This window comes from Pseudomonas sp. CCNWLW23, from assembly GCF_037095675.1.
GTDB classification, from domain to species: Bacteria; Pseudomonadota; Gammaproteobacteria; order Pseudomonadales; family Pseudomonadaceae; genus Aquipseudomonas; species Aquipseudomonas atacamensis.
The window spans coordinates 264183-277628 of sequence record NZ_JBAWKM010000005.1; the positions used below are offsets into that span (position 1 = coordinate 264183).

At 60.4% G+C, this 13446-nt stretch carries 10 protein-coding genes, 4 tRNA genes and 1 pseudogene; 6 read left to right on the forward strand and 9 right to left on the reverse strand.

The genetic code is table 11. The features are described from left to right. The first annotated feature begins 1 nt into the window (after position 1). Both V8J63_RS10050 and V8J63_RS10055 read left to right on the forward strand, forming a co-directional pair. Complete coding sequence (locus tag V8J63_RS10050) at positions 2-640, forward strand: LysE family translocator (RefSeq protein ID WP_016773667.1); 639 nt, start codon at positions 2-4, stop codon at positions 638-640. 186 nt (positions 641-826) lie between these two features. After that, positions 827-2566 carry a dipeptidase gene (locus V8J63_RS10055; RefSeq protein WP_336463958.1) on the forward strand — a complete coding sequence of 580 codons (1740 nt, stop codon included), beginning with the start codon at positions 827-829 and terminating at the stop codon, positions 2564-2566. Between the two features lie 137 nt (positions 2567-2703). Here the strand turns inward: V8J63_RS10055 and V8J63_RS10060 are convergent. The 4 genes from V8J63_RS10060 to V8J63_RS10075 all read right to left on the reverse strand — a co-directional run bounded on the left by V8J63_RS10060 (position 2704) and on the right by V8J63_RS10075 (position 3116). Further along, positions 2704-2779 (reverse strand) — tRNA-Gly (locus tag V8J63_RS10060). 3 nt (positions 2780-2782) lie between these two features. After that, positions 2783-2858 (reverse strand) — tRNA-Glu (locus V8J63_RS10065). A 104-nt stretch (positions 2859-2962) separates the two neighbouring features. Continuing rightward, positions 2963-3038, reverse strand: a tRNA-Gly gene (locus tag V8J63_RS10070). A gap of 2 nt (positions 3039-3040) precedes the next feature. Then, a tRNA-Glu gene (locus V8J63_RS10075) sits at positions 3041-3116 on the reverse strand. Positions 3117-3499: 383 nt separating this feature from the next. Between V8J63_RS10075 and V8J63_RS10080 the strand changes: the two genes are divergently transcribed. Then, a complete protein-coding gene (locus V8J63_RS10080; RefSeq protein ID WP_039764159.1) occupies positions 3500-4258 on the forward strand; it encodes a hypothetical protein in 759 nt (252 codons plus the stop codon). A 255-nt stretch (positions 4259-4513) separates the two neighbouring features. On the opposite strand, the gene V8J63_RS27765 is transcribed toward V8J63_RS10080, so the two are convergent. The 4 genes and pseudogenes from V8J63_RS27765 to V8J63_RS10095 all read right to left on the reverse strand — a co-directional run bounded on the left by V8J63_RS27765 (position 4514) and on the right by V8J63_RS10095 (position 8943). Beyond that, a complete protein-coding gene (locus V8J63_RS27765; protein WP_442963516.1) occupies positions 4514-5395 on the reverse strand; it encodes a methyl-accepting chemotaxis protein in 882 nt (293 codons plus the stop codon). Beyond that, positions 5375-6481: pseudogene (locus V8J63_RS27770) on the reverse strand (HAMP domain-containing protein); the annotation flags it as partial. The gene V8J63_RS27765 and the pseudogene V8J63_RS27770, both read right to left, overlap by 21 nt. Before the next feature lie 108 nt (positions 6482-6589). Next, on the reverse strand, positions 6590-7990 hold the full coding sequence (locus V8J63_RS10090) for an aminotransferase-like domain-containing protein (RefSeq protein WP_336463959.1): 1401 nt from the start codon (positions 7988-7990) through the stop codon (positions 6590-6592). A gap of 191 nt (positions 7991-8181) precedes the next feature. Beyond that, on the reverse strand, positions 8182-8943 hold the full coding sequence (locus tag V8J63_RS10095; protein WP_016773663.1) for an SDR family oxidoreductase: 762 nt from the start codon (positions 8941-8943) through the stop codon (positions 8182-8184). Positions 8944-9180: 237 nt separating this feature from the next. Here V8J63_RS10095 and V8J63_RS10100 point away from each other — a divergent pair, with 237 nt between their 5' ends. Beyond that, entirely contained in the window at positions 9181-10185 is a 1005-nt protein-coding gene (locus V8J63_RS10100; RefSeq protein ID WP_016773662.1) for an NADP-dependent oxidoreductase, read from the forward strand. Between the two features lie 125 nt (positions 10186-10310). On the opposite strand, the gene pyrF is transcribed toward V8J63_RS10100, so the two are convergent. Further along, positions 10311-11009, reverse strand: coding sequence for an orotidine-5'-phosphate decarboxylase (pyrF, locus tag V8J63_RS10105; RefSeq protein ID WP_110601737.1), 699 nt, complete (start codon positions 11007-11009; stop codon positions 10311-10313). Positions 11010-11271: 262 nt separating this feature from the next. On the opposite strand from pyrF, the gene V8J63_RS10110 reads away from it, so the two are divergent. Then, positions 11272-12021, forward strand: a complete 750-nt coding sequence (locus V8J63_RS10110) for a response regulator (protein ID WP_024013950.1) — start codon at positions 11272-11274, stop codon at positions 12019-12021. Next, on the forward strand, positions 12021-13082 hold the full coding sequence (locus tag V8J63_RS10115) for an ATP-binding protein (protein WP_125927963.1): 1062 nt from the start codon (positions 12021-12023) through the stop codon (positions 13080-13082). Before V8J63_RS10110 ends, V8J63_RS10115 begins: the two co-directional genes overlap by 1 nt. The last annotated feature ends 364 nt before the right edge of the window (positions 13083-13446 follow it).

Below are 13446 nucleotides of genomic sequence, written 5' to 3' on the forward strand. Positions count from 1 at the left end.
CATGCTTTCCAATTACCTGGGCGAGTTTCTCGCATTGGCGACCATCCACTTTCTCGCCGTGGTTGCACCCGGCCCGGACTTCGCCGTGACCATCCGCCAAAGCGTGCGCTTCGGTCGGCTCGTCGGCATCTGCACTGCGCTGGGCATCGGCGCGGGGATTTCCGTGCACGTGCTGTATACCCTGCTCGGCGTCGGCGCCCTGATGCACACCACGCCGTGGCTGCTCACCGTCGCCAAAGTGGTCGGCGGTGCGTACATCCTCTATCTGGGCGTCAGCCTGATTCGCAGCAAACCGAAGAGCAGCGTCGAAGGCGAAAAAACCGCCGATGAGCCGCTGGTTGAACAGTCACTGTTCAAGGCATTCAGCACCGGTTTTCTGACCAACGCGACCAACCCCAAGGCCACGCTGTTTTTTCTGGCCATCTTCACCACGATCATCAGCGCCAGCACACCGCTACAGATCCAGGCGTTCTACGGCTTGTGGATGTGCTTCGTCAACGCGCTGTGGTTCGTGATCGTCGCGCTGTTTTTCTCCAGCAACAAAGTGCGCCTGCTGTTCATGCGCCTTGGACACTGGTTCGAGCGCAGCATGGGCGTCATCCTCATTCTGTTTGCCGGACGCCTGATGCTGTCGATGTAACTCGCAAAAAAAAGTCCCGGCATCAGTTGCCGGGACTTTTTCATTTGTGCGCCTCTTTTGCGTTTCTGTGCGACAGATCAAGTTTGTGACTCCCTCTTCACCTGCTCATGGTGGTAGGTTGCAAAATGTTTCTGCCGCAAGCGTCAGACATATCTTCCCAATCTCTAGCAAAGGAATGCCTGTTACATGGTCTTTTCCCTGAAAAAACTGGCCGCTGCCACGCTCGTCATGGCCAGCCTCACAGCGTTCACCAGTGCCGCACAAGCCAACATCACTGCCGAGCAAAGTGCAGCGATTCTGAAATCCTTCGACGGCAAGAATCTGACGGACTTCCGTAGCTTTCTTGGCAGCCTGGCGAAAAGCGACCTGGCCAAGACGGATAAGCTCAACCCGTCCATCAGCGCCTTCCTCGACAACAAGACCCTGAACGCCGAACAGCAGAATGAAATTCACCGTCTGCTGGGCATTTATACCCGCGTGAAATATGGCAAGGCCGCGCTGGAAACCCTGCGCCAACTCGTCGAGATCCCGACCTTCCGCAAGGACGGCGTGGAGCAACACGACAACCCGGAATTCATCAAGATTGCCGGCGAGATCCAGAAACTCGCCGAATCCTTCGGTTTGAAATTCCGCAATATCGATAACCGTGTCTACGAAATTTCTCTGGACGGCAAAGGCAACGAAGTCGTCGGTATTCATGCCCACGCCGATGTGGTGCCGGTGACGCCGGAAAACTGGGTGCTGAAGGACGGCACCAAACTCGACCCGTTCAAAGTCACGCTGATTGGCGATCGCATGTACGGTCGCGGCACCGAGGATGACAAGAACGCTATCGTCGTGGCGCTGTACGCCATGAAAGTGATCAAGGACGAGAAATTGCCACTGGCGCGCAACTTCAAGTTGCTGGTCGACACCACCGAAGAAACCAGCGGCGACGCTATTCCTTATTACTTCGAACGCAACCCGACGCCGAACTACAACATGGCGCTGGACGGCGGTTATCCGGTGGTGATCGCCGAAAAAGGTTACGGCACTGTCATGGCCAACTTTGCCAAACGCAAAGGTGAAGGCAACGGCGCGGAAATCATTTCGATGACTGGCGGCAAAGCGACCAACCAGATTCCGTCCGCTTCGGTGGTCACACTGGTAACCGACAAGCCAGCCGAGCTTGCCGCCAGTCTGCAAAAAGCCGGCGACGCTTATGCCAAGGCCAACGGCGGCGACTTCGAAGTCGCGGCAAAGGTTGATGGCAAAGACGTCAAACTGACCGTGACGGGGGTTTCTGCGCACTCCTCCGAACCAGAATCCGGCGTCAACCCGGTCGCGCGAATGCTGAGCTTCATCAACAGCCTGGACGGCAAAGTCGCGCTCAAGCACAACCAGTTCACCGACGCCGCGCGTTATGCCGATGACAACTGGGGCCTGGACTACCTGGGTAAAAAACTCGGCGTGGGCTTCTCCGACTCGTTCATGGGGCCACTGACCACCTCGCTGACCTACGTCGGTGAGGATGACAAAACCTTCAAGCTGGCGGTGAATCTGCGCGTACCGAAGGGCAAGTCCCCGGAAAAGCTCAAGGCTGAGATCGCTGAGAAACTGGATGCCTGGAGCAAAAAGACTCACGTTACCGTGGCATTCGACTACTCAGTGGCCGAACCGATGTATCGCAACCCCGAAGGTGAATGGGTCAAGGCGCTGCTTGCCGTAGCCAGCGAAAACCTCGGCATGAAGTCGGAATTCGGTACTTCCGCCGGCGCGACTTCGGTTCACGAATTGCCGAACGGCGTGCAATTCGGCCTGGCGCGACCTGAAGCCAAATACACCGGCCACACCGATGGCGAATTCAAGACCGTCGACCAGTTCCTGCTGGATCTGCAGATCGTCACGGAAATGATGGGGCGTGTCGGGCAGTTGCCGAAGCTGTAAAGCTCTGCCTGGGCCCGATCATTGATGACCGGGCGCAAAATAAAAAAAGGACCTGTGAAAAGGTCCTTTTTTATTGCCGCCACAAAACGCGCACAAACAAAAACGCCGATCATCACTGATCGGCGTTTTTGTGAAATTGGAGCGGGAAACGAGACTCGAACTCGCGACCCCGACCTTGGCAAGGTCGTGCTCTACCAACTGAGCTATTCCCGCAAATGGCGTCCCCTAGGGGACTCGAACCCCTGTTACCGCCGTGAAAGGGCGGTGTCCTAGGCCACTAGACGAAGGGGACACGCTACCCGGAACACATGGTGTGTGTTTCGGTGTCCAGATCCGCATCCGAAGACTTGGTTCTGGTTTCACTCAGCACCGCCCGAAAGCACTGCTGTTTAAAATTGGAGCGGGAAACGAGACTCGAACTCGCGACCCCGACCTTGGCAAGGTCGTGCTCTACCAACTGAGCTATTCCCGCATTGGCGTCCCCTAGGGGACTCGAACCCCTGTTACCGCCGTGAAAGGGCGGTGTCCTAGGCCACTAGACGAAGGGGACACACTACAACATTCACTCCCTGCCGCGTTTCGCTGTGTGCTTTACGCTGCAAGTGGCGCGCATTCTATGGATGGATTGAGGGGTCGTCAACCCCCTGATATAAATTTATTTAAATCAATGACTTCGACCTGGATTACGGGCCGCGTAGGGCTTTTCCGTCGTCCGAAACCTGACGCCTATATTCCGCCACTCGCCAAGACGTTATAGTCACCGCACAGTGATGGCAATCTGCACATCAAGCGCCAGCATTCATCTATACAGCTGGCGGCCGATACAGATTGCAGCAGCCGATCAAACCCGTCGAGCGGCGCTAGGCGCCTAAATGCCCAGCCACTACACTCGCATGCGAACCCTATAAAGAGGTCTTACCGGTGACACCACTCATGATCACCCTGCTAGTCGTAGCCGGGATCGCAATTCTGATCGCCATTGGCTACATGAACCATGTGGTGGAAAACAACAAACTGGAGAAGGCCCGCACCAAAGTCGAACTCAACGACCGCCTGCGCCGCTGCGGCGAACTGACCGAAACCTTCCCCGGCCAGTTCATGACCCCGGCGCTCAAGCTGCTGCTGACCCGCCTGGAACTCAACGTCTGCCAGCGCCTGCTCAACCTGGAAAAAACCAGCGCGACGACCAAGGCCCGCATCACCGAACTCAGCGCCCTCGTTGCCCAGGGCGAATCGATCCCGGTGAACAACCCGCCCGCGCCGATCCTGACCGAAGCCAAAGCCAAAGACGTGCGCTTCCTCCTCGAAGCCCTGCACGGCCAGATCACCCGCGCCGCCCACGACGGCTTTCTGCCACCGAACGAAGCCAAACAATGGATTCGCGAAGTGCGCCACATTCTCGTGCTGCTGCACATCGAATTCTTCAACAACCTCGGCCAACAGTCCCTGCAACAAAACCAACCCGGCCAGGCCCGCCTCGCCTTCGAACGCGGCGTGCAATATCTGCGCAAACAGCAGGACCCGCAAATGTATGCCGAGCAACTGCAATACCTGGAAAAACTCCTCGCCCGAGCCAACGCCCAGGTCATGGACAAGATCGCCCCGGTGGAAGGTGAAGAAAACCAACTGACCGCCGGCTTGAAGGATGTCGAAGCCGATGCGGACTGGAAGAAGAAAGTGATTTACGACTAAGTCGGGAATGCTGGGGAGAGAAGCCACCGTTATTGGTGGCTTTTTTGTGGCCGACTTGAAAGAGGATGTGAATCGATGACCGCTTTCGCGAGCAGGCTCGCTCCCACATTGGGAAGCAGTGTTCTCAGGTAAAAATCGGTCGGCTGTCAGGCCGCCTTCGCTGGCAAGCCAGCTCCCACAGAACAGCAAAAGCAAACCCGGGCCATCCCCACGCGGCGAAGCCGAGAGCCTGGCCGGCCCAAAGGCCGCCAAGACTCAAAGCCGAAAATGCCCAACCATCGAGCGCAACTCCCCGCCCAACTGCGCCAGCTCAACACTCGAAGCCGCATTCCCGCGCATGGCCACGGAAGAGTGATCCGCGCTCGCACGAATCTGCGTAACACTGCGGTTGATCTCCTCCGCCACCGAGCTCTGCTCCTCCGCCGCCGCCGCGATCTGCTGATTCATCTGCTGAATCAACGACACCGCCGCGGCAATACTCCCCAGCGCACTTTCGGTCTGCAACGCATCACTGACCGCCAGTTTGACCAACTCGCCACTGCTGCGAATCTGCTGCACCGACGACTGCGCCGCCGCGCGCAGAGCACTGACCAGGCGCTCGATCTCCTCGGTCGATTGCTGCGTGCGCCGCGCCAGTGCACGCACTTCATCGGCCACCACCGCGAATCCCCTGCCCTGCTCGCCGGCCCGCGCCGCTTCGATCGCCGCGTTCAGCGCCAACAGATTGGTCTGCTCGGCCACGCTCTTGATCACCTCGAGCACCGTGCCGATATTCTGAATTTCGGCACTGAGGCTCTCGATGCTGGAACTGGCCGAAGTCGCCGAATCCGCCAACTGCTCGATCCGCGCCATGCTTTGGCGCACCACCTGCTGGCCGCTCTCGACCTTGTCATCCGCCGTCTGCGCCGCCAGCGCCGCCTCTTCGGCATTGCGCGCGACGTCATGCACGGTGGCGGTCATCTGGTTCATGGCGGTGGCGACCTGCTCGGTTTCCTCCTTCTGGCTGTTGACCTCCAGATTGGTCTGCTCGGTCACCGCCGACAGCGATTGCGCGGAACCGGCCAAGCGCTCGATGCCGGCCTGCAAGCCGCTGACAATCGCGCCGAGGCCGGCAGCCATCTGCTGCATGGCCAACATCAATTGTCCCATTTCATCGCGGCGCGTCACCTCGACCTTCGCCGTCAGATCACCCGCAGCAATCTGCTGCGCCACACGAATGACACTGCGCAGCGGCGCAACGATCAGGCGCGTGATCACCCACGCGGCAAGTAATCCGACCAACAAGGCCAGCGCCGAAGAGCCAATGATCAACACCGTGTTCTTTTTCAGCTCCGCCTGCATCGAAGCGTCTTCGGCGACGTAGGCCTGATTGACCCGGTCCACCACCTGCGCGGCACGCTGATGCAGTTGGTCATAAACCGTTTTTTCTTGCGCCAGCAACCCGGTGTATTCAGCCAGTTTCTCGTTGAATCCGGCGATATGCCCCGACACTTCGTTGAGCACAGTCAGATAGCCCTCGTCCTTGACCGTGGTTTTCAGCGCCTCGGCCTGCTCCTGCGCTTGCGCGGCCTGCTCGATGTTGCCCTGACCGGCATTGTCGGTATCGCCCTTGCGGCTCTGATCCAGACGCACCCGCGCTTCGTTCATCGCTTGCAGCATCAGTCGCGAGACCTGACTGACCTGATTCGCCTGTTCGATGAACTGCGCGCCGTCCTTGCCCTCGGTGTCTTTCAAGGTGTAGGCGCCATCATCGGCCAGGCCGCTCTGCAACACGTCAAGGTTATTGGCCACGCTCGACACCGACCAACTGGCCATCTCCAGCGCAAGGTCCTTGGCCTGGCTCAGCGAGACGAATTCATCGAAGGCCTTGCGATAAGCGCCCAGCGCTTGCTCGACATCGCTCATCACCGGCACATTGGCCGGGGAATGTGCCTTGAGCTCGCCGGCAAGAACGATCAGCCCATCGACGCCTTCGCGCAAGGCATCGGCGGTCTTCGGATTGCCGCGCAGGGCGTATTCCTGCTCGAGCAGGCGCACCTTGAGCAGGCCGCTGTTGAGCGCGGACATCTGCTTCAAGCCGTCGAAACGCAGGCTGATGGTTTGCAGCGACCAGACGCCGATCGCCGCCACCAATGCAGTCAGCAGCAAGACCAGCACAAATCCGATACCCAGTTTTTTCGCCATACCGAGGTTGGCAAAACGTCCTTGCACGGCCGAAATCATTGCGCGTAGTCCCCTGCCAAAGTCTGTGAACGAAGATTCGCAACGGGCTCTAACCAGCACAAGACTCTGGCGTCGGAATAATGGCAAAAAGCTACGCCCGCGTCGTTTTCAGAATGCTGGAGGTCGATCCGCGCAAGTATTGCGAAAAAACTGCCGAGCCCGCGGGTCGCAGGCACAGGCCACATTGATGCGCTGCCAGTCACCGCACTCACCGCTGGGACTGAAGGCGTCCGCTGCGGATAACTCCAGCCCGCAACGCTGGGCCTGCCTGCGCACCGACGTCTGATCGCGCAAGCGTGCCCGCGCCCAGATAAACAGCCCGCCAACCGGCTTGCCAAACACTTCCCACTCGGCGTCTTCCAGGGCCTGCAAGGCCGCCGCGCGATCGGCATTCAAGCGCTGGCGCTGGCGCTGCACCAGTTTGCGATAAGCGCCGGTCGCCATCAGCCTGGCCAGCACCGCCTCGGCCAGCCTCGAACAGCCGAGCCCGCTGATCATCTTGACCTCGGCCAGGCGCTTCAGCAGTTCGCTGTCAGCCAGAACAAAGCCGACCCGCAACGAACTGCTCAGGGTCTTGGAGAAGCTGCCGACATAAATGACCCTGCCGCCATGGTCCAGCGCCGCCAACCGTGTACCGCTGCCGGTGTGCAGATCAGCGTAGACGTCATCTTCGATCACGCGCAGGTCGTAGGTCTTGCTCAACTGCACGATACGCTGGGCGACCGCAGGCGTCAGGCAGCTGCCGGTGGGGTTGTGGTGATGACTGCCGATGAACAGGGCGCTGGGACGAAACTGACGCAGCACTGACTCGAGCATGTCGATGTCCGGCCCGCTCGGTGTCCGACGCACTTCGAGCATCTGTACGCCGTGCAGGCGCAGCAGGTCAAACAACGGTGCATAACCGGGCGTTTCCACCACCACGCAGTCGCCGGCCTTGAACAGGGTGCGCACGATCAGATCGAGCGCATGACTGGCACCGCTGGTACTCATCAGCCGGGTATTGCAAGCGTCGATGTTCAGCAGTTTGAGACGCTTGGCAATTTGCTCGCGCAACGCTGGCAGGCCCAGCGGCGAGCTGTAGTTGAACAGACTGGCCATGTCGGTGCGCGTCACCTCGCGTAATGCGTAGCTGAGGTCGTCGGGCTCACGCCAGCTCGGCGGCAAGCCTCCTTGCCCCAAGACCAAGCGGCCCGACGAAGCGCTCAGCTCATCGCACCACGCATGGCGGCCTTCGAACACTGCCAGTTCCGAGTCCGTTTCGCGCAACGGCGGCGAGGCCGCGACGATGAATCCCGCGCCCTGACGCGCAGTCAACACACCTTGCGAAACCAGGCGCTCGCAGGCTTCGACGACACACGACTGGCTGAGCAGATTACCCCGGGCGATTTGCCGTACGGAGGGCAACCGGGTGGCCGGCGGGATGCCGCTTTGCACAATCCAGTCAGTCATTCCGTCGACGATCTGCTGCACGACCGGCACCATTGCCTGTCGGTCAATTCTCAGTTCCATGAGCTCGCAAACTCCTGTCAGTTTTGCTGGCAGCAGTAAATCACAGCCGCGCCGCCGAGGCTGTGCGACAACACCGCCAAATGCGGCAGTTCTAACGGTTTGATACACATTGTTTAACGGTATTCACAGGGACCGACCGCGAGGTACAAAAAAGCCCGCACGCAGGCGGGTTCTTTGTATTTCGGCAACTTTCAGAACGCCGTCACGCCGCCGTCCACCGCCAATGAGTGCCCAGTGGTGAACGCTGCGCCATCGCTGCACAGATACAGCACCGCGCTGGCGATTTCCTCGACCTTGCCAATGCGCCCGACCGGGTGCATGGCGTTGGCGAATTCGCCCTTCTTCGGGTCGGCTTCGTAGGCACGGCGGAACATGTCCGTATCGATCACTGCCGGGCACACTGCGTTGACGCGGATTTTCTTTTTCGCGTATTCGATCGCCGCCGACTTGGTCAGGCCGATCACCGCATGTTTCGACGCCGCATAGATGCTCATTTTCGGCGCTGCGCCCAGCCCGGCTACCGACGCCGTGTTGACGATCGCGCCACCGCCCTGCGCCAACAGCAACGGCAACTGATACTTCATGCACAGCCAGACGCCTTTGACGTTGACGCCCATGATCGCGTCGAACTCGTCCAGCGTACCGTCGGCCAGTTTGCCCTTCTCGATTTCGATCCCGGCGTTGTTGAAGGCATAGTCGAGACGACCGTAGGTATTGATCACCTCATCCATCAGATTTTTTACATCGCTTTCCACCGTCACGTCGCAGCGCACGAAGGACGCTTCGCCACCGGCGGTACGAATCAGCGCCACCGTGCCTTCGCCTCCAGCCGCGTCGAGGTCAGCCACCACCACTTTCAGGCCTTCGGCGGCAAACGCCAGGGCTGTCGCGCGACCGATGCCGTAGGCGGCTCCCGTGATTACAACCACCTGACCGGAAAACGTCATGCTCATGGCTATGTCCTCGAATGCAAAAAAAATGGGAGATGTTGGCGTCGCAGCATAGCCAAGGGCAGCGAAAGCGCGTCAGCACTATGCAATCGCTGTTTACAGGCCCATGCGCTGCAGTGATAAAACCCGCCCCGTAATCATCACTGCACTGGATCGACTCGCATTCGCCGTATCAGCCAACCTTGCGACATCGCCGTTGAAGAGCTATCAACAAGGCTTCATTCCATTCGAGTGCCTGTCATGACCAACCAGACCAATCGCCAGTTCCTGCTCGCCAAACGCCCGGTGGGCGCCGCGACCCGCGAGACTTTCACTTATCAGGAAGTACCGGTCGGCGAGCCACAGGCGGGACAGATTCTGGTGAAAAACGAATACTTGTCCCTCGACCCGGCCATGCGCGGCTGGATGAACGAAGGCAAGTCCTACATCCCGCCGGTCGGTCTCGGTGAGGTCATGCGCGCACTGGGCGTGGGAAAAGTCATCGCCTCGAACAATCCTGGCTTCGCCGTCGGCGATTACGTCAATGGCGCCCTCGGTGTGCAGGATTATTTCCTCGGCGAGCCGCGCGGTTTCTACAAGGTCGACCCGAAACTCGCGCCATTGCCACGCTATCTGTCTGCACTGGGCATGACCGGCATGACCGCCTACTTCGCCCTGCTCGACGTCGGCGCCCCGAAAGCCGGTGACACCGTGGTGCTGTCCGGCGCGGCCGGTGCGGTGGGCAGCGTGGCCGGGCAGATCGCCAAAATCAAAGGCTGCCGCGTCGTCGGCATCGCCGGCGGGGCCGACAAGTGCAAATTCCTCATCGACGAATTGGGTTTTGACGGCGCCATCGATTACAAGGCCGAAGACGTCGTGGCCGGTCTGAAGCGCGAATGCCCGAAAGGCGTGGACGTGTACTTCGATAACGTCGGTGGCGACATTCTCGACGCGGTGCTGAGCCGCTTGAACATGAAGGCGCGCGTGGTGATCTGCGGCGCGATCAGCCAGTACAACAATAAAGAAGCGGTCAAAGGCCCGGCCAATTACCTGTCACTGCTGGTCAATCGCGCGCGCATGGAAGGTTTTGTGGTGATGGACTACGCCGCGCAGTTCGCCAGCGCCGCCCAGGAGATGGCCGGCTGGATGGCCAACGGGCAGCTCAAGAGCAAGGAAGATGTGGTTGAAGGGCTGGAGACGTTCCCGGAGACGCTGATGAAACTGTTCAACGGCGAGAACTTTGGCAAGTTGGTGTTGAAAGTCTAAAACCACTCAGAAACCAATGTGGGAGCGAGCCTGCTCGCGAAAGCGGTGGATCAGTCGGTAATGATGCCGACTGACACTCCCTCCTCGCGAGCAGGCTGCTCCCACAGTTGGATCGTCAATAAGATTCAGGCAATTTCGGCTACAACCGCGGCCAGCGCCTGCGCCGGGTTCGGCGCCTGGCTGATCGGACGGCCGATCACCAGATAATCGGAACCGGCATCCAGTGCCTGACGCGGGGTCAGAATGCGCCGTTGATCGTCTTGCGCGCTGCCTGCCGGGCGAATCCCCGGGGTCACCAGTTGCAGCGACGGGTGCGCGGCTTTCAGCGCCGACGCTTCCAGCGCCGAACACACCAGACCGTCCATCCCGGCCTTCTCGGCCAGCGCCGCCAGACGCAGCACTTGTTCCTGCGGCTCGATATCCAGACCGATACCGGCCAGATCCTCGCGCTCCATACTGGTCAGCACGGTCACGCCGATCAGCAACGGTTGCGGACCACTGCGCTTGTCCAGCTCTTCACGGCAGGCAGCCATCATGCGCAGGCCACCGGAGCAGTGCACGTTGACCATCCACACGCCCATCTCGGCAGCGGCTTTCACGGCCATTGCGGTGGTGTTGGGGATGTCGTGAAATTTCAGGTCCAGAAACACTTCAAAACCCTTGTCACGCAGGGTGCCGACGATTTCCGCCGCGCAACTGGTGAACAGTTCCTTGCCCACTTTGACCCGGCACAGCTTCGGGTCCAACTGGTCGGCCAGCTTCAGTGCGGCGTCACGGGTGGGGAAATCCAGGGCGACGATGATAGGAGTCTGGCAGGCGGACATGGATGGGCTCTCAGGCTGGTCGAAAACGGCGCGCATTGTAGCGGAACCGGCGGCGGCGCGGCACCCGATGATCGGTAAATCGTCGCGCTGGCGGTTATCAGCTTAGCCCGCACGGCTATTGTGTCGACTTCGATACACAGCCGACACGCCGGCAACACCCACCCGGGTTAGCCTCGCCCTGCGCAATACGCCCTTACAACAGCACTTCCCGCCTCTCGGCCGGACGCCTATGCTGAAACCACCCCTGGTAGTGAACAGCCCCATGCACAACACCCCGACAACCATGACGGATGAAAGCAAAGACGACAAGCGCTGGAGCATCCGCGCGCTGATCGTCGATGATGACGTGCCGATCCGCGAGCTGATGATCGATTACCTCGCCCGTTTCAACATTCACGCTAGCGGCGTCACCGACGGCGCTGCGATGCGCCAGGCGCTGCAGGGCGAACATTTCGACGTCATCGTCCTCGACCTGATGCTGCCCGGCGAAGACGGTCTGTCGCTGTGTCGCTGGCTGCGCGCCGAATCGGACATCCCGATCCTGATGCTCACCGCCCGCTGCGAACCCACCGACCGCATCATCGGCTTGGAACTGGGCGCCGACGATTACATGGCCAAGCCGTTCGAACCGCGCGAACTGGTCGCCCGCATCCAGACCATCCTGCGCCGCGTGCGCGACGACCGCAGCGAACAGCGCGCCAACATTCGCTTCGACAACTGGCGCCTGAACAGCGTCCTGCGCCAAGTGGTCGCCGACAATGGCCTGGTAGTGCCCTTGTCCAACGCCGAATTCCGCCTGCTCTGGGTCTTCATCGAACGCCCGCGCCGCGTGCTCAGCCGCGAACAACTGCTCGACGCCGCTCGCGGTCGCTCGATCGAGGCTTTCGACCGCAGCATCGACCTGCTGGTCTCGCGCCTGCGACAGAAACTCGGCGACGACCCGAAAGCCCCGCAACTGATCAAGACCGTGCGCGGCGAGGGTTACCTGTTCGACGCACGGGACATCGGTTGATGAAGGCGCGCTTGGACACCCTGTTCGGTCGCCTGTTCGGGGTGCTGTTCGCGGCGATTGTCCTGGCGCACCTGCTGGCCTTCGCCTGGTTCAGGCTCTACGGCCCTCCTCCGCCCCCACCACCGCCCCCACCACCGCCCGAGTTCTCAGCGAACATCGACGGCCAACCGCCCATGCGCGACGCCGCTTACCCACCGAGGCAAACACGCCCCTGGTTCGGTGGCCCGGTGGTACCGCTGACCTTTCAGTTCATCACTCTGATGATTGCCGCCTGGTACGGCGCCAAGCTGCTCAGCCGGCCGATCCAGCGCCTGAGCGACGCCGCCGAGCGCCTGAGCGAAGACCTCGACAGCGACCCCCTCGACGAATCCGGCCCGCGCGAAGCCCGGCAAGCGGCGCACACCTTCAACCTCATGCAACGGCGCATCCGCGAACAGGTCCAGCAACGCGCGCGCATGCTCGGCGCCGTCTCCCACGACCTGCGTACGCCACTGTCACGGCTGAAACTGCGTCTGGAAAACATCAGCGACGACAAGCTGCAAAGCCAGATGCGCCAGGATCTGGGCGACATGATCGGCATGCTCGACGCCACCCTCACCTATCTGCACGAACAACGCACCAGCGAAGCCTTGCAGTTGCTGGACGTGCAGGCGCTGGTCGAATCGCTGTGCGAAAACGCCCAGGACCAGGGCGCCGATGTACAGGTCAGCGGCCACTGCTCGCCTTTGCCAGTACAACCGATGGCGCTGCGTTCGTGCATCAACAACCTGCTGGACAACGCCCTGCGTTACGCCGGACAGGCGCGGATTGAACTGCTGGAACAGCGTGAGGAATTGCTGATACGGGTGATTGATCACGGGCCGGGGATTGCTGAGGACCAGCGTGAAGCCGTGTTTGAACCGTTCTACCGATTGGAAGGCTCGCGTAACCGCAACTCCGGCGGCGTAGGACTGGGCATGACCATCGCCCGCGAAGCCGCGAAGCGGTTGGGTGGGCGGTTGGACCTGGAAGAAACACCGGGTGGCGGGCTGACTGCCATTGTCCGCTTGCCACGGGGCTGAGGCTCAGCCGACTTGAAGTGTGAGCGAGCCTGCTCGCGAAAGCGTCTGATGATTCAATGCATCTGTAGAATGTACCGGCCTCTTCGCGAGCGGGCTCGCTCCCACAATGAAACTGAGTGTATTCGGTAGATATTGGTTGGATGTGAGGGCGCTATCGCTGGCAAGCCAGCTCCCACAGGGATCGAGTGGTTTCAGAGAGAGATGGGTTGGCTGCCAGGCCGCCTTCGCGAGCAGGCTCGCTCCCACAATGAAACTGAGTGTATTCGGTAGATATTGGTTGGATGTGAGGGCGCTATCGCTGGCAAGCCAGCTCCCACAGGGATCGAGTGGTTTCAGAGAGAGATGGGGGGCTGCCAGGCCGCCT